This window comes from Lacimonas salitolerans, assembly GCF_042677865.1.
In the GTDB taxonomy this organism is placed as follows: Bacteria; Pseudomonadota; Alphaproteobacteria; order Rhodobacterales; family Rhodobacteraceae; genus Lutimaribacter; species Lutimaribacter salitolerans.
The window spans coordinates 38,850-61,192 of record NZ_JBHUDD010000155.1; the positions used below are offsets into that span (position 1 = coordinate 38,850).

Below are 22,343 nucleotides of genomic sequence, written 5' to 3' on the forward strand. Positions count from 1 at the left end.
AACTGATCGGGTATGAGCATCAGCATCGCCTTCGACAATTCCTATGCCCGGCTGCCCGACGGGTTTTTCAGCCGCCTTGCCCCCAGCCCGGTCAGCGCCCCTGCGCTGCTGGCTTTCAACGCCACGCTTGCCACAGAGCTTGGCATCGACACCTCGGACCCTGCCGGGCTGGCCGAGGTGTTTGCCGGCAATACGGTGCCAGCAGGGGCCGATCCGCTGGCGCAGGCCTATGCCGGGCACCAGTTCGGCGGCTTTTCCCCGCAACTGGGCGATGGCAGGGCCGTGCTGCTGGGCGAGGTGCTGGACCAATCAGGACAACGCCGCGACATCGCGCTGAAAGGATCGGGGCGCACGCCCTACAGCCGCATGGGCGACGGGCGCGCCTGGCTGGGGCCGGTGCTGCGCGAGTACCTGCTGTCCGAGGCAATGCATGCGCTTGGCATCCCGACCACCCGCGCACTTGCTGCGGTGGCCACCGGCGATCCCGTACTGCGCGAGCATGGTCCCCTGCCCGGTGCCGTGCTGACCCGCGTGGCTTCCAGCCATATCCGCGTCGGCACCTTCGAGTTTTTCGCCGCGCGCCGTGACCTTGCGTCGCTGACGGCCCTCTATGACCACACGCGCGCGCGCCACTATCCCGATGCCAAAGACCCCGCCGAGATGCTGGAGGCCGTGATCGACCGGCAGGCCGCGCTGGTGGCCGACTGGCTGTCCATCGGGTTCATCCACGGGGTGATGAATACCGACAACACCACGCTGTCGGGCGAAACGATCGATTATGGCCCGGCAGCCTTCATGGATGTCTATCACCCGATCACGGTCTATTCCTTCATCGACCGGCAGGGACGGTATTCCTACCAGAACCAGTCGCAGATCATCGCATGGAACCTGGCGCAGCTTGCCTCGGCCTTGGTACCGCTGATGCCCGATGCCGATGCGGCGGTGCAGCAATTCACCACCATGATCCACGCCATGCCCGCACGGGTCGAGGCCGAGCGTCAATTGCGGTTCCGCCGCAAGCTGGGGCTTGCAACCCGCCAAGAGGGCGATACGGCGCTGGTGGATGATCTGCTCAAGCTGATGCAGGATCACGGGGCGGATTTCAGCAACACGTTCCGGGGGTTGATCGATGGCACCGCCAGGGACCAATTCGCCGATCCCGCCGGGTTCGATGCATGGCACGCGCGCTGGCAGCACAGGCTGAAGGCCGAGGATGAACCACAGGCGCTGATGCGCGCCACCAACCCCGCCGTCATTCCGCGCAATCACCGGGTGGAACAGATGATCGCGGCCGCCGTGCAGGGCGATTTCGCGCCGTTCGAGCGTATGCTTGACGTGCTGCAACGCCCCTTCGACGATCACCCCGAGGCCGCAGACCTCAAGCAACCGCCACGGCCGGACGAGGTGGTGCAGAACACCTTTTGCGGCACCTGATCAGCCGTCCAGTCCCGACAACACCGCCGTCGCCGCGCGCAGGCCCGGCGCGGCCTGACCCCGACCCAGCCGCTCCATCGTCAGCTCCATCGCCGCGCGTTGGGCCTCTGGGGCGGCCAGCACATCGCGCACAGCGGGCGCGATCAGGTCGGGTCGGCATTTCGAACCGATGAATTCGGGCACCACGCGGGTATCGGACACCAGATTGACCAGCGTGACCGTATCCACCAGCAGCATCCGCGAAATGATCTGCCGGGAAAGCCAGGTCATGTCATAGGCGATGACCATGGGCGTGCCTGATGCGGCCAGTTCCAGCGACACCGTGCCCGACGCCGCCAGCGCCACATCCGCCGCTGCAAAGGCCGCGCGCTTGTGGGCGGCAAAGGTCGCGGCATCCACCCCGCGCGGATCAAGGATCAGCGGTTTGTCAGGCCACGCCGCCGTCGCCTGCCCGATCATGTCCGCCACATGCGTCACCGCCGGGATCACCACGCGCAAGCCCGGCTGATCCCGGCGCAACCGCGCGCAGACGTCCCCGAATACCGGCATCAGCCGCCCCACCTCGCCCCGGCGCGACCCGGGCAGCAGCAGCAGCAGCGGCGCATCACCCAGACCCTGCGCTGCGCGAAACGCCTGCGCCTCGGCGGCATCCGCCACCGGCTCGGACACCACAGGATGGCCCACGAAATCGCAACGCATGCCAGCCGCCTGCATGAACGGCGGCTCGAACGGGAACAGCGCCAGCACCTGGTCGATCACCTGCGCCATCTTTGCCGCGCGCCCGGGCCGCCAGGCCCAGACCGTGGGCGCCACGTAATGCACCGTGCGGATATCGCTGGCCGCCTTGACCCGCCGCGCCACACGCAGGCTGAAATCGGGGCTGTCGATCGTGATCAGGACATCCGGTTTCGCCGCCAGCACCGCCTGCGCTGTCTGGTCGATCCGGCGCTTGAGCTGGCGGTACTTTGGCAGGATCTCGGCCAGCCCCATGACCGACAGCTCCTCCATCGGGAACAGGCTTTGCATCCCTTCGGCCTGCATCATCGGGCCTGCCACGCCCTGAAACGCGACCGTGCGCAGCGATTTCAGCCCCGCCATCAGCGCCGCCCCCAGCCGGTCGCCCGAGGCCTCGCCCGCGATCACGAAAACCTTCAGCGGATCCACAGGAACATGCCCATCGCGTCCAGTATCGCCACGACCTGATCGCGCTCCAGCACGATCACGCCACCCGCCTCGATCACGATGCCGTCCAGCCCGGCCTCGGCGGCGCGGCGGGCGGTGTCGGGGCCGATGGTGGGCAGATCGGCGCGCCGGTCCTGCCCGGGCTTGGGCGCCTTGAACAGGATCGCGCCCGCGCCGGGGGCATCCGGGGCATCCTCGGTCGTGTTCGACAGCCAGTCAGCCGCCTGCCCGATCATGTCGCCCGCCAGATCAAAGGACCACGTGATCGGCCCGAAATCTGGCGCACCGCTGTCGCGTGGCACGGTCAGGCGGCGCAGCATCGCGTCGGTGCCATCCTGCCCTTCGCGCGCCAGCACGCGACCGCGTTTGACCACACAGGCCTGCCCGACGTCGGCGCGGCCCATCTCCGCCAGCGTGTCCAGCGCGACGGGCACGTCCTCGCGGTGGGTCTGCTGCGGCTGACGCCGGGTCGGCACGCCGGGGTCGGGCAGCAGATGGGGGGCCAGGTCATGCGCGGCGCGGATGGCGAATCCCGTCCGCTCCAGAAGGTCCATCACCACCCGCAGCGCGCCATCATCGCCCTGCGCCAGCGCATCGCGCAGCAGCGGCACCAGAGGCGCGGTCTCCGCATCCAGCGCATTCGGGTCAAGTGAGGGGCGATCGATACTGCCGCACAGGCAGACGTCGGTCACGCCACGATTGCCCAGTTGCAGCAGGAATGTGCCCAGCGTTTCCAGACGAAAGGTGATTTCAGGCGTCAGCCCGTCGGGCGCAAAGTCCTCCAGCGCGCAGATCAGCGGCGGCGTGTCCCGGGCCGCGGCCACCGCCGCGGGCAACCGGCCCCGCCCTGCGATCAGCGCCAGCACCGGCCTACCGTGGCGTCAGGAAATGCCGGTCAGTGCCGGCGGTGACAAAGGCGACGATCTGGCGGACATAGTCGCTGGTGGTCTCCTCGCCCAGACGGTTGGCGCGGTCCTGGAACGTACCCTCACCCTGCGCCAGCATCTGGAACGCGGCACGCAGCGCAGTGATATCCGCCCGCGCCACGCCGCGCCGCTTCAACCCCACAAGGTTCAGCCCGTCCAGCTCGCCGCGCGGGCCCTGCACCAGACCATGCGGGATCACGTCATTGGCCACCATTGACAGCGCGCCGATGATGGCCCCCTGCCCGATGCGCACGAACTGATGCACGCCCGACAGTCCGCCCACGATCACGTCATCCTCGATCACGCAATGGCCCGCGATGGCCGAGTTGTTGACGATGATCACCCGGTTGCCCAGCTGCGCATCATGGGCCACATGGCAGCCCGCCATGAACAGCCCGTCATCGCCCACGCGGGTCACCCTGCCGCCGCCATCCGTGCCGGTGTTCATCGTCACATGCTCGCGAATGCGGTTGCGCGCGCCGATTTCCAGACGTGTCTTCTCGCCATTGAATTTCAGATCCTGCGGGATCTCGCCGATCACGGCAAAGGGAAAGATCACCGTCTCGGCCCCCACGCTGGTCTGACCGCCGATCACCACATGGCTTTTCAGCTCGACTCCGTCGCCCAGATGCACATCGGCCCCCACATGACAGAACGGGCCCACGCGCACATCCGCGCCCAAACGCGCGCCATCCTCGATGATCGCAGAGGGGTGGATGTGGCTGGCCATGCGGCTTACTCCTGCGGCAGGTCCATCATCGCGGTGAACTCGGCCTCGGCGGCCAGATCCCCGTCGACGGTGGCGATGCCCTTGAATTTCCAGACCTTCGCGCCGGGTTTGCCGCGCAGCGTGGTCAGTTCCATCCGCAACTGATCGCCGGGCACCACCTTGCGGCGGAACTTGCAGCCGTCGATGCCCATGAAATAGATCAGCAGGTTCTTGTCAGCCAGATCCATCGCCACGCCAACCATCACCGCCGCGGTCTGGGCCATCGCCTCGACGATGGTGACGCCCGGCATGATGGGCGTGCCGGGGAAATGCCCCTGAAAATGCGGCTCGTTCATGGTGACATTCTTGAGGCCCACGGCACTGGCGGTGCCGTCGATATCGACCACCCGATCCACCAGAAGGAACGGATAGCGATGCGGCAGAATGCGCTGGATCAACTGGATATCGGCGCTTTGCTGCGTGTCACTCATGGCGGTATCCTTGGTGGGTCAGGGGCTGTAGCATGTCCCTAGCAACTCCCCCTGCCCGGGGCAAGCTCCGGGGCGCGTCAGGGATCGGTGGCGGTGTCCGGCTGGCTTTCGCTTTCAGGCATATCGAATTCGACGTCAGGATCGGCCTCGTCCAGTCGCCGTATCGCAAGATTGGTTATGTCGATCACATCAAGCGTCAGCACCACGGACCGGCTGTCAACGACCACGACCGCGTTCGCCTCGCGCACGATGTCCGTCAGCACCGGGAGTGCTGCCTCGTCGAACCGATTGCGCAGGGTGTCGCCCTGTTGGGTCAACTCGACTGCCAGCTGCCGGCGTTCGCTGCGAATCCGTTGAACTTTCTCGTCAAAGGCACGGGCGGCCCCGCGAAAGGTTTCGGGGGCCATGGTGTCGCGCGCTTCGGTCAGCGCGATTTCCTCGGCTTCCAGCTCTGCCTCGATCCGGCGGTTCTGGGCCTCGAGCATCACGCGCTCTGCCTCAAGCTGGCCCACCATCTCACGGCCCAGTCGCGAGCCGGCAAAAAACCTGTCGTAGTTGATCGACAGGACCGGGCTGCGGAACACCTGCTCGCCCTCTGACAGCGATTGCGCCGCCACCGGGGCGGCCAGCGCCAGACAGGCCGCCAGAACCGCCGCCAAGCGCCGCATCAGAACCGGGTCGAAATCGAAACGTTGAACGTCTGCTCGTCGTCGCGGTCTTCCTTTTCCAACGCCTTGGTAAAGTTGAACCGCAGAGGCCCGATCGGCGTGGTCCAGAACACCGACAGCCCCACAACCTGACGCAGCGAGAAATCGTCGTAAAGGATACCGTTAGCGCCCACCGCAAGGCTGTCATCCAATCCCCAGACCGAGCCGATATCATAGAACACGCCGCCCCGGATGCCGTACTCTTCCGGCAGACCCAGCGGGAATTCCGCCTCGAACTTGGCAACGGCATACATGTTGCCGCCAAGGGCATCGTTTACGACGTTGTTGCCATCGGTATCATCGTATTGCCGCGGCCCGATCCCGTCAGGGCTGAAACCGCGCATGATCGACCCGCCGATATTGTATCGGTCGGTCACCCGCGATGTGCCTTCGCTGAATGACAGTGCACCACCTTCGATCGAGGCGCGCAATGTCACCTCTTCGTTGAACACCTTGGTTTCGGCGGTCGCCTTGGCGCTGGTGCGAATAAACTTGTTTTCGCCGCCAACCCCGGCGAACTCCTGACCGAACTGAAGACGGTATCCGGCGTTGGGATTCAACCCGTTGATCCGGCTGTCATAGGTGTAGGTATAGCCGACCGAACTGGTCAGAACGCGGCCGAGGTCCGCCTCCTGCGAAATCACGCTGCCCGTGACCGACGGAACATTCGGATCGACAAGATTCTCGTAATCCGCCTCCATGTTCACGCTTTCGGCCTGGTAGAACAGGTTCAGGCGTCCGCGCTCGCTGACCGGAAAGCCAAGGCTGGGGCGGAAGCGGAGCAGTTCGGTATCGTAGTTGGCGTTCAGGTTGTCCGTTTCGATGTACCCGACATCGATGCCGAACTCCAGGTCACGCCCCAAAAGTGCAGGTTCGGTGAACTGCAGACGGTACACGCGGTTGTCCTCGGCGCCCGACAGCGAGAGGTTTATCCGCTGCCCCCTGCCCAGAAAGTTGTCTTCGCTCAGCGATGCGGTCAACGAAAAACCTGTCGAGCTGGAAAATGCGCCGCCAAAGGACAGCGACCCGGTGGGCTGTTCCTCGACATTCACGTCGACAACCACCTGATCGGGGCTGGAGCCTTCGCGCGCGTTTACCTCTGCATTCGCGAAAAAGCCAAGCGCGCGGATGCGTTCCGCGCTTTCACGGATTTCGCGGGGGTTGAACGGGTCGCCTTCGACGATCCTGAACTGGCGGCGCACGACCCGGTCCAGCGTGGTGGCGTTGCCTTCGATGTCGATCCGCTCGACGAATACGCGCTGGCCGCGCACAAGGGCAAATTCCACGTCCAGTGTCAGATCGCGATCGTTGCGGGTGATGCGCGGCTCGACCCGCACGAAATTCAGCCCCTTGCGGATCGCCAGCGTTTCCAGCCGCGCGATCGAGTTTTCCACGATGCTAGGCGAATAGACCACGCCCGGACGCACGCGCAGCGCCTCCTGAAACTCGTCCACGTTCACATCGGACAACTCCGATGTGGTGGTGATGGCGCCGAACCTGAATTGCTGGCCTTCGTAGATGTTGAAGGTCAGGAAATAGCCGTCACGTTCGCGCGCCAGTTCGGCATTGACCGAGGTGGTGCGGAAATCGACGTAGCCGCGGCTGTTGTAGAAGTCGGTCAGCACCCGCTTGTCGAACTCGATCCGGTCGGCCACGAACGTGTCCTTGCGGACAAAGGCGCGCAGCAGGCCGGCCTGCTTGGTTTCCAGCACCCGGCGCAGGCGATTGTCGGAATAGGCCTGGTTGCCGACAAAGCCGATCCGCTCGATCTCGACCAGACCGCCTTCGAAGATCTCGTAGACCAGATCGACGCGGTTGTCGCCCCGGCGGATGATGCGCGGGGTCACCTGGGCGCCCAGGCGTCCGGCGTTGTTATAGGCTTCGGCGATACGGGTGGCGTCCTGTTCGGCGACATTCGGGCTGTAGATCCGGCGCGACTGACTTTCGATGACCTGCCCCAGCACATCGTCATCGATGCGGCGGTTGCCCTCGAAAGAGATCCGGTTGATCGTCGGGAATTCCGTGACCGAGATGACCAGCGTGTTCCCGCGTGGCTCCAGCGCAACGGTTTCGAACTGGCCCGAGGCCAGAATGCGCTGATAGGCGTCATTCAGAGTGCCCGCCGATACCGTCTGGCCCCGCGCGATTCCCGCATAGGACAGGATCGTGGACGCCTGGATGCGCTGATTGCCTTCGATTCTGACGTTGGAAAAGCTGTAGCTTTGTGCTTCGGCCTTCTCGGGCAGGCCTGCGAAAGCCATTGCAAAAACAAGGAAAACCAACGCGCCGATGCTGCGCAGTCCGGTGGCTGTCTTGGCAGGGACATGTCCCAGCGCAGCAGATGCGTCGATCATCAAAATCCCCAGTCAGAGAAGCGTTCGCATCCTGACTATCGGCATTGATGCCCCTTGTCAAAACGCCAAACGCGCCCCGGAAGGGCGCGCGCAGGCGAAATCGAATTTCCGGTTGGATCACAAGCTGTAGAAATATACCGCCAATGCGACGCACATGTAGATGGTTACCACGAAAAGGATGCGGTCCCAGTTCAACCGGACCAACAGCCCAAGACCCCGCGCGCCTGTCTGTATCGTTTGCATGTCACACCCGCCTTAGTCATCTGTTCGGTGCAAACATTAAAAGAGCATTGTGGCACGATTTGGGCAAAATCGCAGCCACCGGCGCACGCGATCAGGGGCAGAAGATGTCATTCGTCAGGGCAAACACCATCAGCGACAGGATCACGAACAGGCCCGTGGTCATCATGATCCGCAGCGCAAGATCGCTGGGCGGACGCCCTCGGACGGCCTCGTAGGCATAGAACACCAGATGCCCGCCATCCAGCACGGGGATGGGAAACAGGTTCAACAACCCCACCGCCGCTGACAGGACGCCGATGAAATAGATGAAATTCCATGCGCCCTGGCTGGCCATCTGCCCCGACACCTCGGCAATTCCGATGGGCCCCGACATGTTGCAGCTTGAAATCGCGCCCGTCACCATGTGCCACAGACCCGAGATCGAGCCGCGCATGATTTCATAGGTGCCCTGCACACCCCCCCACAGCGCCTGACCCAGCCCGGGCGCGGCGGTGGCCGGTTCAAACGCCATGCCTCCCACGATGCCGATGCGCCAGTTGGTCTGGAATCCACCTTCCCGCTGGGGTTCATCGACTCGGCGCGGGGTCAGCGTCAGCTCCAGCTCCTCACCCGCGCGCCAGACCGTAAGGGCAAGCGGTGTGCCGGCGCCCCCTTCGACCCGGTCGCGCAGTTGCGAAAAGGCAAAGATCGGCGTGCCATCCACGGCAGTGATCACATCGCCCACCCGCAACCCGGACGTAAACGCCGCCGATTGCGGAGACAGTTGCGTGACCAGGGGCGGCATCAGCCAGGGGCCATCCAGCGCCATTTGCTGGCCGTCCCGATCCACCACATATTCAAGCCGGGGTTGTTCCGGCAAAGCGTTCAGCAGATCGTCAAACCCGGTGGTGTTCTCGAAATCCGGTACGGGGATGCCGCCGATTTCCAGCAGCACATCGCCCGATTGCAACGCGGTTTCCTGCGGCAGCGGGCGCATGTCCCCGATGGTGAGCGGGTCAACCGCGACACCGCGCGTCATGCCCACTGCAGTGAAAAGCGCAATCGCCAGAACGAAGTTGAACACCGGCCCCGCCGCCACGGTCGCCGTGCGCGCCCACAACGGCGCACCGGCCATGGTGCTGCGCTGCTCTGCGGGCGTCATCTCGCGCACCGCCTCGCCATCAGGGGCGCTGGCGGCATTGGCGTCGCCGCGAAACTTGACATAACCACCAAAGGGGAGCGCCGCGATCTGCCAGACCGTGCCGCGCTTGTCCGTCCGGGCGAACAGCACAGGGCCAAAGCCAAGGCTGAACACATCCGCATGGATGCCCGACCAGCGCCCGACTATATAGTGGCCGTATTCATGGATCGCCACGATCACCGACAAGGCCACGACGAAAGCAGCCAGCGTGCCCAGAAGGTTGCCAAACTGGGGAAGCAGCGAAATGATATCCAAAAGCCTGTCCTTTATTGCCTGCCTGCAAGCGCCGTGTCAGCAGTTTTGCGCGATTTGATCGTCGACGTCCTGACGTGCCAGATGGTCCGCTCGGGCCACGTTATCAAGGGTGATTTCGGCATCAAGAAGGCCGGACTGTGCCGACAGCCTGTCCAGCACACCCGCAACCACCGCCGTCATGTCGGTGAACCCAAGCCGCCCGGCAATGAACGCATCCAGCGCGCGCTCCTTGGCCCCGTTGAAGATCGCGCCGGAAAGACCGCCGATGCGCATCACCTGCTGTGCCAGATCCAGCGCCGGATAGCGCGCAGTGTCGGGCGCGCGGAAATTCAGTTGGCCGATGCGTGCCAGATCCAGCCGTTCGACCGGCAGATCCCGGCGCTCGGGCCAGTTCAGCGCATAGCCGATGGCGTGGCGCATGTCCGAGGGGCCGACATGGGCCATCAGCGCCCCGTCGCGAAACCCCACCAGCGCGTGGATCAGGGATTCAGGGTGGATCAACACCTCGATCTGATCGGGCGCGATGCCAAAGTATTCACGGGTTTCAATGACTTCCAGCGCCTTGTTGAACATCGACGCGCTGTCGATGGTGATGCGTTGGCCCATATCCCAATTGGGATGGCAGGACGCCTCGGCCACCGATGCCTTTGCCAGCCGGTCCAGCGGCCAATCGCGGAACGCCCCACCGCTGGCGGTGATCACGATCCGCTCGACCGCCGCCATATCCTCGCCCACCAGCGCCTGAAAAATAGCAGAATGCTCGCTGTCCACCGGCAGGATGCGCGCGTCATGCTGACGCGCGGTCGCCATCAATAGTGGCCCGGCGGTGACCAGCGATTCCTTGTTGGCCAGCGCCAGCGTCGTGCCCTGCTCCAGCGCCTTCAGCCCCGGGGCCAGCCCGGCAACACCCACGATGGCCGACATGATCCAGTCGGCAGGACGCGCTGCCGCCTCGACCAGAGCCGCGGGCCCGGCTGCCGCCTCTACGCCGGAGCCTGCCAACGCCGCGCGCAGATCCTCCAGCCGCGCGGGATCGGCGGTGACAGCCAGTTCCGCACCCAGACGCCGCGCATCGGCGGCCAGTTGCGCGATGTTTTGCCCGCCGGTCAGCGCCACGACCTGAAACCGCGCCGGATCGCGTGCGATCAGGTCGATCGTGTTTTGCCCGATCGAGCCTGTCGCGCCAAAGATGCTGACCCGCCGCGTCATGTCACCATCCCCAGAGCCAGAACCAGCAACGCGCCACCGATCAGCCCGTCGAACCGGTCGAGCAAGCCGCCATGCCCGGGGATCAGGGCCGAGCTGTCCTTGACCCCTGCCCGCCGCTTGATGGCGCTTTCCATGATGTCCCCCAGTTGCGCGGCCAGCGCCACCAGCATCGAGAACATGACGACGGCCCATGCCGGAACAGGCACACCGAAATAGGCCTCGAACACGTTCAGGAACAGCAGCCCCACCACGCCGGCCCCGACCCAGCCCGCCACCGTGCCGGACCATGTCTTCTTGGGGCTGATCGCAGGCCAGAACTTTGGCCCGCCCAGCACGCGGCCCACGAAATACCCGCCCACATCCGACGCGATCACCACACACAACAGCCAGATCAGAAACGGAATGCCCAGCCCGTCGCGAATCCAGCACAGGGAATAGCCCGCCAGCAGGATCATCGGCGCATAGATCAGCCAGGATTTGCGAAAGGTCCGGATCATTATCGCCCCGACGATGACGATTGCGGCTATGGCAGGCAGGATGACCATGTCGGGCACATGGTTCAGCGCGACCATCACCGCCCCCGACAGCAGCGCCAGCTGCACCGCGGCGCCGCCCCCGTCGCCGGTCAGCATGCGCACCAGTTCCCAGATCATCAACCCGATGATCCCGCCGACGAACAAGTGAAACCACAGCCCGCCCAACCAGACCTCGACCGCGCCGATGGCCAGCATCGCCACCGCCGATGCCACCCGCACCCACAGATCGTCCCATTTCGAGACGACCGCCTTCATGCGGTCACGGCACCGAAACGGCGGTCGCGGTTGGAATAGCTGTCCAGCAACAGGGCAAACTCGTCGCGCGTGAAATCGGGCCACAGCGTGTCGATGAATTCGTATTCCGCATAGGCCGATTGCAACAGCAGGAAGTTCGATATCCGCGCCTCGCCGCTGGTGCGGATCACCAGATCGGGATCGGGCAGCACGTAGGTGTCCAGGTATCGCGGCAGGGTTTCCTCGTCCACCTGTTCGGGGTCAAGCCGGCCGCTGGCCACATCCTGCGCCAGCCGCTTGGTGGCGCGCGCCACCTCGTCGCGGCCGCCATAGTTCAGCGCGATCGTCAGATGCACCCGGTCATTGGATTCGGTCATCTGCTCAAGCTCGTCCATCAGGTTGAACAGCTTGGCATCCAGCCGCACCCGGTCGCCGATAAAGCGCACGCGCACGCCCTCGTCACGCAGATCGCGCGCCTCCTTGGTGATATAGCGGCGGAACAGGCTCATCAGCCCGGCCACCTCGACCTGCGTGCGGCGCCAGTTCTCGGTCGAAAAGGCAAATATCGTCAGGTATTTCACGCCCAGATCGGGACATGATTCGACGATCTCGCGGACGCGCTTGGCCCCGGCATGATGCCCGAACAGGCGCGGGCGGCCACGTTGCGTGGCCCAGCGCCCGTTGCCATCCATGATGATCGCAACATGGGCCGCGGGGGTGCTTTTGGTATGAGAGCCGGGTTTCAAGAAAATGCGCCGCCTTTTTTCAAATCAGCAAGTGTCAAACCTGCATGATCTCGGATTGCTTGTTGTCCAGCGCCTCGTCGATCATCTTGATGTATGTGTCGGTCAGGTCCTGCACTTCGGATTCCCAGAACTTCTGATCATCCTCGGACATCTGGTCCTTGGCCTTCTTGATCTGGTCCATCCCGTCACGGCGCACGTTGCGCACGGCGACGCGGGCATGTTCGGCATATTGCGCGGCGACCTTGCCCAGCTCGCGGCGGCGTTCCTCGTTCAGTTCGGGGATCGGCAGCATGATGATCGTGCCGTTGGTCTGCGGGTTGATCCCCAACCCCGAATTCATGATCGCCTTTTCCACCTTGGACACCATCGAGCGGTCCCAGACGTTGATCGTGACCATGCGCGGTTCGGGCACGTTGACCGTGCCCAACTGGTTGATCGGTGTCTGCTGGCCGTAGGCATCCACCATGATCGGTTCCAGCATCGTGCCCGAGGCCCGCCCCGTGCGCAGCGACGCGAATTCGGTTTTCAGCGATGCCATGGCACCGTCCATGCGGCGTTTGATATCGTCCGTATCAAGAATGAAGTCGTCTGACATGATGGCCCTTGCAGCTTGGTGATGTGTCGATTTGCAGAACGGTCTAATCCAAGCCCGCGGATTTGGCCAGCCTAGCCATGCACCTTGGTATATGTGCCCTCACCCGCCAGGATGCCCCTGAACCCGCCGGGTTCGTCCAGCGAAAACACGATGATCGGCAGGTTGTTGTCGCGCGCCAGCGCGATGGCGCTGGCGTCCATCACGTTCAGATGCTGGGCCAGCACCTCGTCATAGGTCACGCTGTCATAGCGCACCGCGTCGTCATGTTTCATCGGGTCCTTGTCATAGACCCCGTCCACCTTGGTGCCCTTCAGGATCGCCTCGCAGGCCATTTCATTGGCCCGCAGCGTGGCTGCCGTGTCGGTGGTGAAATACGGATTGCCGGTGCCGGCGGCAAAGATGCAGACCCGCTGCTTTTCCAGATGCCGGACCGCGCGGCGGCGGATATAGGGCTCGGCCACCTCGTCCATGCGGATGGCGCTGATGACGCGGGTAAAGACGCCCAGACCCTCAAGCGCCGATTGCATCGCCAGCGCATTCATCACCGTGGCCAGCATGCCCATGTAGTCGGCGGTTGTCCGCTCCATCCCCTGCGCGCTGCCTGCCAGACCGCGAAAGATGTTGCCGCCGCCGATCACCATGCAGATCTCTACCCCCAGGTCATGGACCACCTTCACCTCGCGGGCGATTCGCTGCACCGTGGGTGGATGCAGGCCGAACCCCTGATCACCCATCAACGCCTCGCCCGATATTTTCAGCATCACCCGCTTGAAGGCGGGTTTCGGGGTCTGGGCGGCGTCGGCCATGGGCAGGAGCTCCGTGCGTATGTGAGGATCGCGGGCAAACTGTCGCAAAACGCGGCCGGGTTCAATGCGGGATCGGCCCATATGCGCAATGGGTTTTGAACCGGCGCGGTTTTGCCGCTACATCGCGCATCCATGCAGATGATCCATGACATTCCCCCCGACCGGCCCGTTCTGATCGCAGGCCCCACCGCCAGCGGCAAATCCGCCCTGGCGCTGCGCATTGCCGAAACCGGTGGCGGCGTGATCGTCAATGCCGATGCGATTCAGGTGTTCGACTGCTGGCGCGTGCTGACGGCAAGGCCAGATGCGGCGGATGAGGCGCGCGCACCGCATTGCCTCTACGGTCATGTGCCTTGCGATTTTGCCTATTCGGTGGGCCATTGGCTGCGCGAGGCTGCGGCAATTCTGCAAAGCGGTGCCCGCCCCGTCATCGTCGGCGGCACGGGCCTGTATTTTCGCGCGCTGACCGAGGGGCTGGCCGATATTCCCGCCACGCCGCCCGACATCCGGGCCGAGGCCGACGCGCGGCTGCGCGATGACGGCCTGCCCGCGCTGCTGGCCGGGCTGGATGACGCCACCGCCGCACGGATCGACCGCCGGAACCCGATGCGCGTGCAGCGCGCGTGGGAGGTATTGCGCAGCACCGGGCGCGGGCTGGCCGACTGGCAGGACGACACCCCGCCGCCACTGCTGCCGCTGACCGACACAATGCCGCTGCTGGTCATGGCCGATACCGACTGGCTGAACGCCCGGATCGCGCAGCGGTTCGACCGGATGCTGGAGCTTGGCGCGCTGGACGAGGCCCGCGCGATCCTGCCGCGCTGGTCCCCCGCCCTGCCCGCGGCCAAGGCCATCGGCGCCCCCGAGCTGATTGCCCACCTGCGCGGCGAGATCACGCTGGACGCCGCGCGCGAGGCTGCAACCATCGCCACACGGCAGTTCGCCAAGCGTCAGCGGACGTGGTTTCGTGCCCGGATGGGCGGATGGACGCAGGTTCCCGCCAAGACGCTTTGAATCTTTGCCATGGTTTGTCACACTGTGCGCAGACTCGCCTCCCGCATGACGGTAAGGACAGTATGCAACATCAGCCCACCCTGACCGCACCCATCATCCAGACCGTCCAGCAATATGCAGGCGGTGCCGCCTGGCGTCTGGACCTGCTGCACGCCTGCGACCATGATCTGCTGATCTGGATCACGCGCGGGCAGGGTCGCGTCATCCTCGAAGGGCAGCGGCGCGGGCTTGGGGTGCACAACGCGCTGTTCATCCCCGCAGGCACTCTGCACGCGCTCGAACCGGGCGCGCAATGTTTTGGTCTGGCGCTGATGCTGCCGGATGGCGCGGCCCTCGGGTTTGGCCGCACGGCACGGCATCTGCGCATTCGCGACCAGCAGGCGCAAACCGAACTGACCGCGCTGCTCGAGGCGATGGGCCGCGAAAACATCCGCGACGCGCCGCTGCGCGACCGGGCCATGCGCGCCTATGCGCAATTGGTCGGGGTATGGACGCAACGTCAGGCCGTCGAGCCGGACCAGCAAAGCGAGCCCGCCGCGCGCCGCCTTGTCGCGGCCTATTGTGACCTGCTGGTGCGGCAGTACCGCAGCGGCATCACCATGACCGGGCTGGCCGAGGCGCTGGACGTGACGCCGACCCATCTCAGCCGGTCGTGCAAACAGCTTTGCGGGCTGACCGCCGCCGAGATGCAGACCCAGGTCACCTTGCATGCCGCGCGCGATCTGATCGAAGGGTCTGATGCCGCCCTGTCGCGTATCTCGGATCACCTCGGTTTTGGCAGCGCGGCCTATTTCTCGCGCTTCATCACGCAACATACGGGCGAATGCCCAAGCACGTTGCGCCGTAGCGCGGCAAACCGGGTGAAAATCCGAAAATAGGGATTTTCAGGTTGCGCCAATGCCCTATGTCGCTTTTGTATGAAAAAGATGTCGCATTTTGGATGTGATATGGCGATTGAAGGCGTTGACGTGTGCAGGAAACTGGTGCCGAATGTTTTTCCAACGGGGAAGCTACTGCCCCGGCGGCGCCACTCAGGCGGACTGCACCACAGCGACAAAAGAAAAACTCAATAATCGAGTGTGTCACAGGGAGACGACAATGACGCAGACAACACCCGTAACCCAGACCGTGCATGACGCGGCGCGGATGTACGCGGACGAATTCAAGGCCGGCAAGCTGAGCCGCCGCGAGTTTCTGGCCCGGACCACCGCTCTTGGTGTCACGGCCGCGACGGCCTACGCGCTTGGCGGTCTTGGAAGCCCCGCGGCGGCGCAGGCCACCCCCAACCGGGGCGGCACGATCCGCATGCAGATGGAAGTGCGCGCCTTCAAGGATCCGCGCACGTTTGACTGGACCCAGATCGCCTATCTGACCGCGGGCACGCTGGAATACCTGGTCGAATACAATAATGACGGCACGTTCCGTGGCCTGCTGCTGGAAAGCTGGGAAGCCAATGAAGATGCCACCGAATACACCCTGAAGGTCCGCCAGGGCATCAAGTGGAACAACGGCGACGATTTCACCGCCGAGGACGTGGCACGCAACATCCGCGGCTGGTGCGACAGCTCGGTCGAGGGCAACTCGATGGCCGCGCGGATGAACTCGCTGATCGACGAGGACACCGGCCGCGCAGCCGATGGCGCGATCGAGGTTGTCGACGATCACACGCTGCGCCTGAGCTGCAAATCGCCGGACATCACCATCATCCCGAACTTCAGCGACTACCCGGCCCAGATCGTGCACGAGTCCTTCGATGCGGATGCAGATATCTCGGAACTCGTGGGCACCGGCCCGATGGTGGTCGAAAGCCTGGATGTCGGGGTCAAGGCCGTGGTGGTCAAATCCGATCACCCGTGGTGGGGCGACGACGCCTTTGAAGAGGGCGGGTTCTATTTCGACCGGATCGAATACATCGACTACGGCACCGATCCCGCCGCATGGCTGGCCGCTGCCGACGCCGAGGAAATCGACATCCTGTACGAAAGCGTCGGTGACTTCATCGACATCCTTGATGGTCTGGGCTGGACCAAGTCCGAGGTGGTGACAGGGGCAACCATCGTCGTGCGCCCCAACCAGCTGGCCGAAGTGGATGGCAAGCAGATCTTTGCCGACAAGCGCGCCCGCCAGGCGCTGGTGATGGCGGTCAACAACGAGGTCTGCCTGGAACTGGGCTATTCGGATCGCGGCGTTGTCGCCAAGAACGACCATGCCGCCCCGGTGCACCCCGAAACCGACGAGACGGTCGAGCGCCTGCCCTTTGATCCCGACCGCGCCCGCGAACTGTGGGAAGAGGCCGGGCTGGCCGATACCGAGATCGAACTGGTCTCGATCGACGACGACTGGCGGCGCAACACCACCGACGCTGTGGCCGCCCAGTTGCGCGATGCCGGCATCAACGTCAGCCGCTCGCTGCTGCCCGGCTCGACCTTCTGGAACGACTGGACGAAATACCCGTTCAGCTCGACCAACTGGAACCACCGCCCGCTGGCCACGATCACCTGGGGTCTGGCTTACCGCTCAGGCGTGGCATGGAACGAATTCGGCTACTCCAACCCAGAGTTCGACACCATGCTGTCGAATGCCAACGCGATCGCGGATGCCGACGAGCGGCGCGAGATCGCGGGCCAGTTGCAGCGCATGCTGATCGAGGACGGCGTGACGATCCAGCCCTACTGGCGCTCGCTGTTCCGTCACTACAACGACAATGTGGCAGGCTGTGACATGCACATCGCCTACATGCCGCAGATCTACAAATGGTACGTGAACGCCTGATCCAAGATCGGGGGCGCGCGTCGGCACAGCTGCGCGCCCCCAGCCTTTCCTGACGGGTGACCGTCACAAGCAAGATGGCCGAAAACCGGCTGCCAGCCACCAACAGGGGCACCCATGGGATTGTTCATTATTCGCCGGGTCGGGGTGATGATCCTGACCGCGCTTTGCCTGACGTTCATCGTGTTCTTCATGACGAACCTCTATCCGAATCTTGAAAAACTGGCCAAGACCCAGGGCAATTTCCGCATGTCGGACGAGGCCGTGGCAAGCTGGCTGGACAGGCGCGGATACATGCAGTCGACGCCAAAGAAATACGCCGAATGGCTGGGTGTCGTGCCCTCGTACCGCCACACCGCCGAGGATGGCACCGTCACCGGGCGCTGCATCCGCCCCGGCGTCGCCCCCGAACAGGCGCCCGAATTCTGCGGCATCCTGCAAGGGCACTGGGGCCACTCGACCGTGTTCAAGGAACCCGTGGCGCAGATCATCAGCACGCGGCTGGGTCTGACCGGCACGCTGATGTTCTGGGTGATGCTGCTGATGGTGCCCTCGGCGCTGATCCTGGGCGTTATGGCCGGCATGCGCGAAGGCAGCGCCACCGACCGCACCCTGTCAACCGTCGCCATCACCACCACGGCGACACCCGAATACGTCTCGGGCGTGATCCTGATTGCGGTCTTTGCATCGTCTGCGGTGGGGCTGCGATGGTTCAAGGGCACCGCAACCAGCGCGATGGAAAACCCCACATTCGAGAATTTCTTTCTGCCGGTGCTGACCATCGCGCTCTATGGCACGGGCTATATCGCGCGGATGACACGCGCCAGCATGGCCGAGGTGATGACCGCGCAGTACATCCGCACGGCGCGGCTGAAAGGTGTGTCCTTTCCAAACATCGTGATGAAACACGCGCTGCGCAACGCGCTGATCGCGCCCTTTACCGTGATCATGCTGCAGTTTCCCTGGCTGCTGAACGGCGTGGTGATCGTCGAGACGTTGTTCAACTACAAGGGCTTCGGCTGGACACTGGTGCAGGCAGCCGGCAACAACGATATCGAACTTCTGCTGGGCGTGTCGGTCGTATCGGTGATCGTCGTGCTGGTGACGCAGCTGATTTCCGACATCGGCTATGTCTATCTCAACCCGCGCATCAGCGTGACCTAAGGAGGGCCGGATCATGGAACCCCTAAGCTGGACCGGATCGCTGGGCGATGTGCTCGACCCCGTTCTTTTCGTGCTGGTGCCGGTCTTTGCCGCGCTGATCGTGCTGCGCATCGCGGTGTCGGTGCTGGTGCCCGCACCGGACATGATGACCAATTCCGACGGCACGCTGAGCGCGACCAGCGGCGGCCCCGCCGTCTGGGTGCCCAAACTGTCGAACTGGTCGGGCCTTGGCCTGGCTGCGCTGGTGCTGACCTATCTGATCGTTGGCGCCATCATGGGGGCATCGGGGGCGGGCATCATCGGCGGGATGAGCCGGCAGCTTGTCCCGGTCTGGATCGCGCTGGTGGTGCTGTTCGCCGCCTCGATCAACTACAAGCGGCGGCTGGGCCTGTATGGCAAGCTGTTCGACAGCACCATCGGCATGATCGGTTTCGCGCTGGTGATGTTCTGGGTGTTCGTCGGCGCGTTCTCCTCGATGGACCTGCTGATGACGCACCCGCCCCTCAGCCAGGTATCGGGGATGAAGAACATCGCCCCAGGCACGCCGCTGAACGGCGCGGAAGACGGCGAATACATGTGGTATCTGCTGGGCGGCGACGCGCTGGCGCGTGACGTGTTCAGCAGGATGCTGATCGGCTCTACCATCGTGGTGGCGATTGCGCCGCTGGCCACTCTGTTCGCCTTCATGGTGGGAATCACGCTGGGCCTGCCTGCGGGGTATTACGGCGGCCGGCTGGACACCTTCCTGTCGTTTCTGGCCAATCTGATCCTGGCGTTCCCGGTGATCTTGCTGTTCTACCTGCTGGTCACGCCGGAAATCGTGGCGACCGGCTTGCCACAATACATGGCGGTGGTGCTGTTCATCTTTCCGCTGGTGTTCTTCGCGGTGCTGATCAACTCGCGCTATCGCGGGCAACCGGCCAAGAACTGGACCTACATGGCCATCGTTTTGGTGCCGATGTTTCTGGTCTACATGGCCGTGATCAACGCGCGCGGATCGGTCATCGACTTCTGGCCGCTTGATTTCTTCGACGTGGCGCCGGGCATCCTCGTTGTGTTCGTGTCGGTCGTGTTCGTGAACTCGCCCACCGTGTTCCGCATCGTGCGCGGGCTGGCGATGGACATCAAGACCCGCGATTACGTCGCCGCCGCCCAGACCCGCGGCGAAGGCCCGTGGTACATCATGTTGTGGGAGATCCTGCCCAACGCGCGCGGGCCGCTGATCGTCGATTTCTGCCTGCGCATCGGCTATACCACCATCCTTCTTGGAACCCTCGGTTTCTTCGGCCTTGGCCTACCGCCCGAAAGCCCGGACTGGGGCAGCACCATCAACGAGGGGCGCAAGCTGCTGTCGATCTACCTGCACCCCGCCCTGCCGCCCGCCTTCGCCTTGCTGTCGCTGGTGCTGGGGCTGAACCTGCTGGCGGACGGGCTGCGCGAGGAAAGCCTGAAAGACTGAGCTGACAGGGCAGAACCGGGGGGCCAGCCACCCCGGAATATTTGTCGTGAGAGGAAAACACACAGGTTTTCCCCGACGACAGGGAGACGAAAAGAATGACCAAACTCGGCGATTATGACGGCCCCATCCTCGAGATCGACAAGCTGTCGATTTCCTTTTTCACCCGGCTGCGGGAAATCCCGGCGGTGATGGATTTTTCCTGCGTGGTGCAACCCGGCGAGGCGATGGGCCTTGTGGGCGAATCCGGCTGCGGCAAATCCACGGTCGCGCTGGGGGTCATGCAGGATCTGGGCGTGAACGGGCGCGTCGTCGGCGGCTCGATCAAGTTCAAAGGCCGCGACCTGTCCGAGATGAGCGCGGACGAGCTGCGCGGCATCCGCGGCAACGAGATCGCCATGATCTACCAGGAACCCATGGCCAGCCTGAACCCCGCGATGAAGATCGGCCGCCAGTTGATGGAAGTGCCGATGATCCACGAGGGCATTTCCGAGGACGAGGCCCGCAAGCGCGCGCTTGAGGTTGTGACTGACGTGAAACTGCCCGACCCCGAGCGTATCCTGCGCGCCTATCCGCACCAGTTGTCGGGCGGTCAGCAGCAGCGCATCGTCATCGCCATGGCGCTGATGTCAAAGCCCAGCCTGCTGATCCTGGACGAGCCTACCACCGCGCTGGATGTCACGGTCGAGGCGGCGGTGGTCGAGCTGGTCAAGGATCTGGGCAAGAAATACGGCACCTCGATGCTGTTCATCTCGCACAATCTGGGGCTGGTGCTGGAAACCTGCGACCGCATCTGCGTGATGTATTCCGGCGAGGCGGTGGAAACCGGCAGCATCGAGGATGTGTTCGACCAGATGCGCCACCCCTACACGCAGGCGCTGTTCCGCTCGATCCCGCTTCCGGGGGCCGACAAGAACAGCCGCCCGCTGGTGGCGATCCCCGGCAATTTCCCGCTCCCGCACGAGCGCCCGCCGGGCTGCAATTTCGGGCCGCGCTGCGATTACTTTGCCAAGGGGCTGTGTGACATCGACCAGCGCGTGCCGATGGTCAGCATCGCGGGCGACGACCGCCACCGCTCGCGCTGCTTGCGGATCGACGAGATCGACTGGAACGCGCCACTGGCGGCCAGCATCAAGACCGCCCGGACAGAACCGGGGCGCGTCGTGCTGAAGATGGACAAGCTCAAGAAATATTACGAGGTGTCGGCCAACGCGCTGTTCGGCAGCAGCGGCGCGAAAAAGGTCGTCAAGGCGAACGAGGAGCTTTCCTTCGAGGCGCGGGAATCCGAAACCCTTGCCATTGTGGGCGAATCTGGCTGCGGCAAATCCACCTTCGCCAAGGTGCTGATGGGGCTGGAAACCGCGACCGAAGGGCAGATCCTGCTGGACAACCGCAATATCGAAGGCACCGCCATTCAGGACCGCGACACCAAGACTGTGGCCGATGTGCAGATGGTGTTCCAGAACCCGTTCGACACGCTGAACCCGTCGATGACCGTGGGCCGCCAGATCATCCGCGCGCTCGAGGTGTTCGGCATCGGTGACAATGACGCGCAGCGGCGCGACCGGATGCTGCAGCTGCTCGATCTGGTGAAACTGCCGCGCGAATTCGCCGACCGCATGCCACGCCAGTTGTCGGGCGGGCAAAAGCAGCGCGTCGGCATCGCCCGCGCCTTTTCGGGCGGCGCGCGGATCGTGGTGGCGGATGAACCCGTCTCGGCCCTGGATGTGTCGGTGCAGGCCGCCGTCACCGACCTGCTGATGGAGATCCAGCGCGAGAACAAGACCACCTTGCTGTTCATCAGCCACGACCTGTCGATCGTGCGCTACCTGTCCGACCGGGTGATGGTCATGTACCTGGGCCATGTGGTCGAACTGGGCACCACCGATCAGGTGTTTGCGCCCCCCTATCACCCCTATACCGAGGCGCTTCTCTCTGCCGTTCCCATCGCCGACACAAGGGTCGAGAAAAAGCACATCGTTCTGGAAGGCGACATTCCCAGCGCGATGGACCCGCCGCCGGGCTGCCCGTTCCAGACGCGCTGCCGCTGGAAGGATCAGGTGCCCGGCAACCTGTGCGAAAAGGACGTGCCGCCGCAGCGCACCATGGCCGAGGGGCACCAGATCAAATGCCACCTGTCCGATGACATCCTTGCGGGCATGGAACCCGTGATCAAGATGGCGGCGGAATAGCCGCAAGCCAGACACCGGGACGCGGACCCGCCCTGCCCTGCCAGCGCAGTGGCACAATACTTCTCGCCGATCCGATCCGCATCGAAAGGCGGACCGCGCCGCAGCGCCTGGCTGCCCGGCCAGATGGGCCTTGGCCGCATC

Annotated in this window: 19 protein-coding genes; 7 read left to right on the plus strand and 12 right to left on the minus strand. The window is 64.1% G+C overall.

Annotated elements, in window-relative coordinates; translation table 11 throughout:
• Positions 1-12 precede the first annotated feature (12 nt).
• On the plus strand, positions 13-1,434 hold the full coding sequence (locus ACFTOW_RS17655) for a protein adenylyltransferase SelO (protein WP_379918167.1): 1,422 nt from the start codon (positions 13-15) through the stop codon (positions 1,432-1,434).
• Here ACFTOW_RS17655 and lpxB read toward each other — a convergent pair whose 3' ends face one another.
• The 12 genes from lpxB to pyrH all read right to left on the minus strand — a co-directional run bounded on the left by lpxB (position 1,435) and on the right by pyrH (position 13,607).
• On the minus strand, positions 1,435-2,589 hold the full coding sequence (lpxB, locus tag ACFTOW_RS17660) for a lipid-A-disaccharide synthase (protein WP_379918218.1): 1,155 nt from the start codon (positions 2,587-2,589) through the stop codon (positions 1,435-1,437).
• A complete protein-coding gene (locus tag ACFTOW_RS17665) occupies positions 2,586-3,482 on the minus strand; it encodes an LpxI family protein (protein WP_379918169.1) in 897 nt (298 codons plus the stop codon). The genes lpxB and ACFTOW_RS17665 overlap by 4 nt, the downstream gene beginning before the upstream one ends.
• Before the next feature lie 4 nt (positions 3,483-3,486).
• Positions 3,487-4,272, minus strand: a complete 786-nt coding sequence (gene lpxA, locus ACFTOW_RS17670) for an acyl-ACP--UDP-N-acetylglucosamine O-acyltransferase (protein ID WP_379918171.1) — start codon at positions 4,270-4,272, stop codon at positions 3,487-3,489.
• 5 nt (positions 4,273-4,277) lie between these two features.
• The gene (gene fabZ, locus ACFTOW_RS17675) at positions 4,278-4,742 is read right to left on the minus strand and encodes a 3-hydroxyacyl-ACP dehydratase FabZ (RefSeq protein ID WP_379918173.1); all 465 of its coding nucleotides are present in this window, start codon (positions 4,740-4,742) and stop codon (positions 4,278-4,280) included.
• Between the two features lie 77 nt (positions 4,743-4,819).
• Complete coding sequence (locus ACFTOW_RS17680; protein ID WP_379918175.1) at positions 4,820-5,410, minus strand: OmpH family outer membrane protein; 591 nt, start codon at positions 5,408-5,410, stop codon at positions 4,820-4,822.
• Positions 5,410-7,803, minus strand: coding sequence for an outer membrane protein assembly factor BamA (gene bamA / locus ACFTOW_RS17685; protein WP_379918177.1), 2,394 nt, complete (start codon positions 7,801-7,803; stop codon positions 5,410-5,412). Before bamA ends, ACFTOW_RS17680 begins: the two co-directional genes overlap by 1 nt.
• A gap of 334 nt (positions 7,804-8,137) precedes the next feature.
• A complete protein-coding gene (rseP, locus tag ACFTOW_RS17690) occupies positions 8,138-9,481 on the minus strand; it encodes an RIP metalloprotease RseP (RefSeq protein ID WP_379918179.1) in 1,344 nt (447 codons plus the stop codon).
• Between the two features lie 36 nt (positions 9,482-9,517).
• Positions 9,518-10,690, minus strand: coding sequence for a 1-deoxy-D-xylulose-5-phosphate reductoisomerase (dxr, locus tag ACFTOW_RS17695; RefSeq protein ID WP_379918182.1), 1,173 nt, complete (start codon positions 10,688-10,690; stop codon positions 9,518-9,520).
• On the minus strand, positions 10,687-11,481 hold the full coding sequence (locus ACFTOW_RS17700) for a phosphatidate cytidylyltransferase (RefSeq protein ID WP_379918184.1): 795 nt from the start codon (positions 11,479-11,481) through the stop codon (positions 10,687-10,689). Before ACFTOW_RS17700 ends, dxr begins: the two co-directional genes overlap by 4 nt.
• Complete coding sequence (gene uppS, locus ACFTOW_RS17705; RefSeq protein WP_379918186.1) at positions 11,478-12,206, minus strand: polyprenyl diphosphate synthase; 729 nt, start codon at positions 12,204-12,206, stop codon at positions 11,478-11,480. The genes ACFTOW_RS17700 and uppS overlap by 4 nt, the downstream gene beginning before the upstream one ends.
• Before the next feature lie 34 nt (positions 12,207-12,240).
• Complete coding sequence (gene frr / locus ACFTOW_RS17710; protein WP_379918188.1) at positions 12,241-12,801, minus strand: ribosome recycling factor; 561 nt, start codon at positions 12,799-12,801, stop codon at positions 12,241-12,243.
• 71 nt (positions 12,802-12,872) lie between these two features.
• Positions 12,873-13,607 (minus strand): UMP kinase, encoded by a 735-nt coding sequence (pyrH, locus tag ACFTOW_RS17715; RefSeq protein ID WP_379918190.1) that lies wholly within the window; start codon positions 13,605-13,607, stop codon positions 12,873-12,875.
• A 132-nt stretch (positions 13,608-13,739) separates the two neighbouring features.
• On the opposite strand from pyrH, the gene miaA reads away from it, so the two are divergent.
• From miaA to ACFTOW_RS17745, 6 genes are all read left to right on the plus strand, one after another.
• Positions 13,740-14,621: a tRNA (adenosine(37)-N6)-dimethylallyltransferase MiaA gene (gene miaA, locus ACFTOW_RS17720; protein WP_379918192.1), complete on the plus strand. Its 882-nt coding sequence runs from the start codon at positions 13,740-13,742 to the stop codon at positions 14,619-14,621.
• A 62-nt stretch (positions 14,622-14,683) separates the two neighbouring features.
• Positions 14,684-15,499 (plus strand): AraC family transcriptional regulator, encoded by an 816-nt coding sequence (locus ACFTOW_RS17725; protein WP_379918194.1) that lies wholly within the window; start codon positions 14,684-14,686, stop codon positions 15,497-15,499.
• 220 nt (positions 15,500-15,719) lie between these two features.
• Positions 15,720-17,393, plus strand: a complete 1,674-nt coding sequence (locus ACFTOW_RS17730) for an ABC transporter substrate-binding protein (protein ID WP_379918196.1) — start codon at positions 15,720-15,722, stop codon at positions 17,391-17,393.
• 114 nt (positions 17,394-17,507) lie between these two features.
• Entirely contained in the window at positions 17,508-18,554 is a 1,047-nt protein-coding gene (locus ACFTOW_RS17735) for an ABC transporter permease (RefSeq protein WP_379918198.1), read from the plus strand.
• Positions 18,555-18,567: 13 nt separating this feature from the next.
• Positions 18,568-20,013 carry an ABC transporter permease gene (locus tag ACFTOW_RS17740; RefSeq protein WP_379918200.1) on the plus strand — a complete coding sequence of 482 codons (1,446 nt, stop codon included), beginning with the start codon at positions 18,568-18,570 and terminating at the stop codon, positions 20,011-20,013.
• Positions 20,014-20,108: 95 nt separating this feature from the next.
• Positions 20,109-22,202 (plus strand): dipeptide ABC transporter ATP-binding protein, encoded by a 2,094-nt coding sequence (locus tag ACFTOW_RS17745; protein WP_379918202.1) that lies wholly within the window; start codon positions 20,109-20,111, stop codon positions 22,200-22,202.
• Positions 22,203-22,343: the final 141 nt, after the last annotated feature.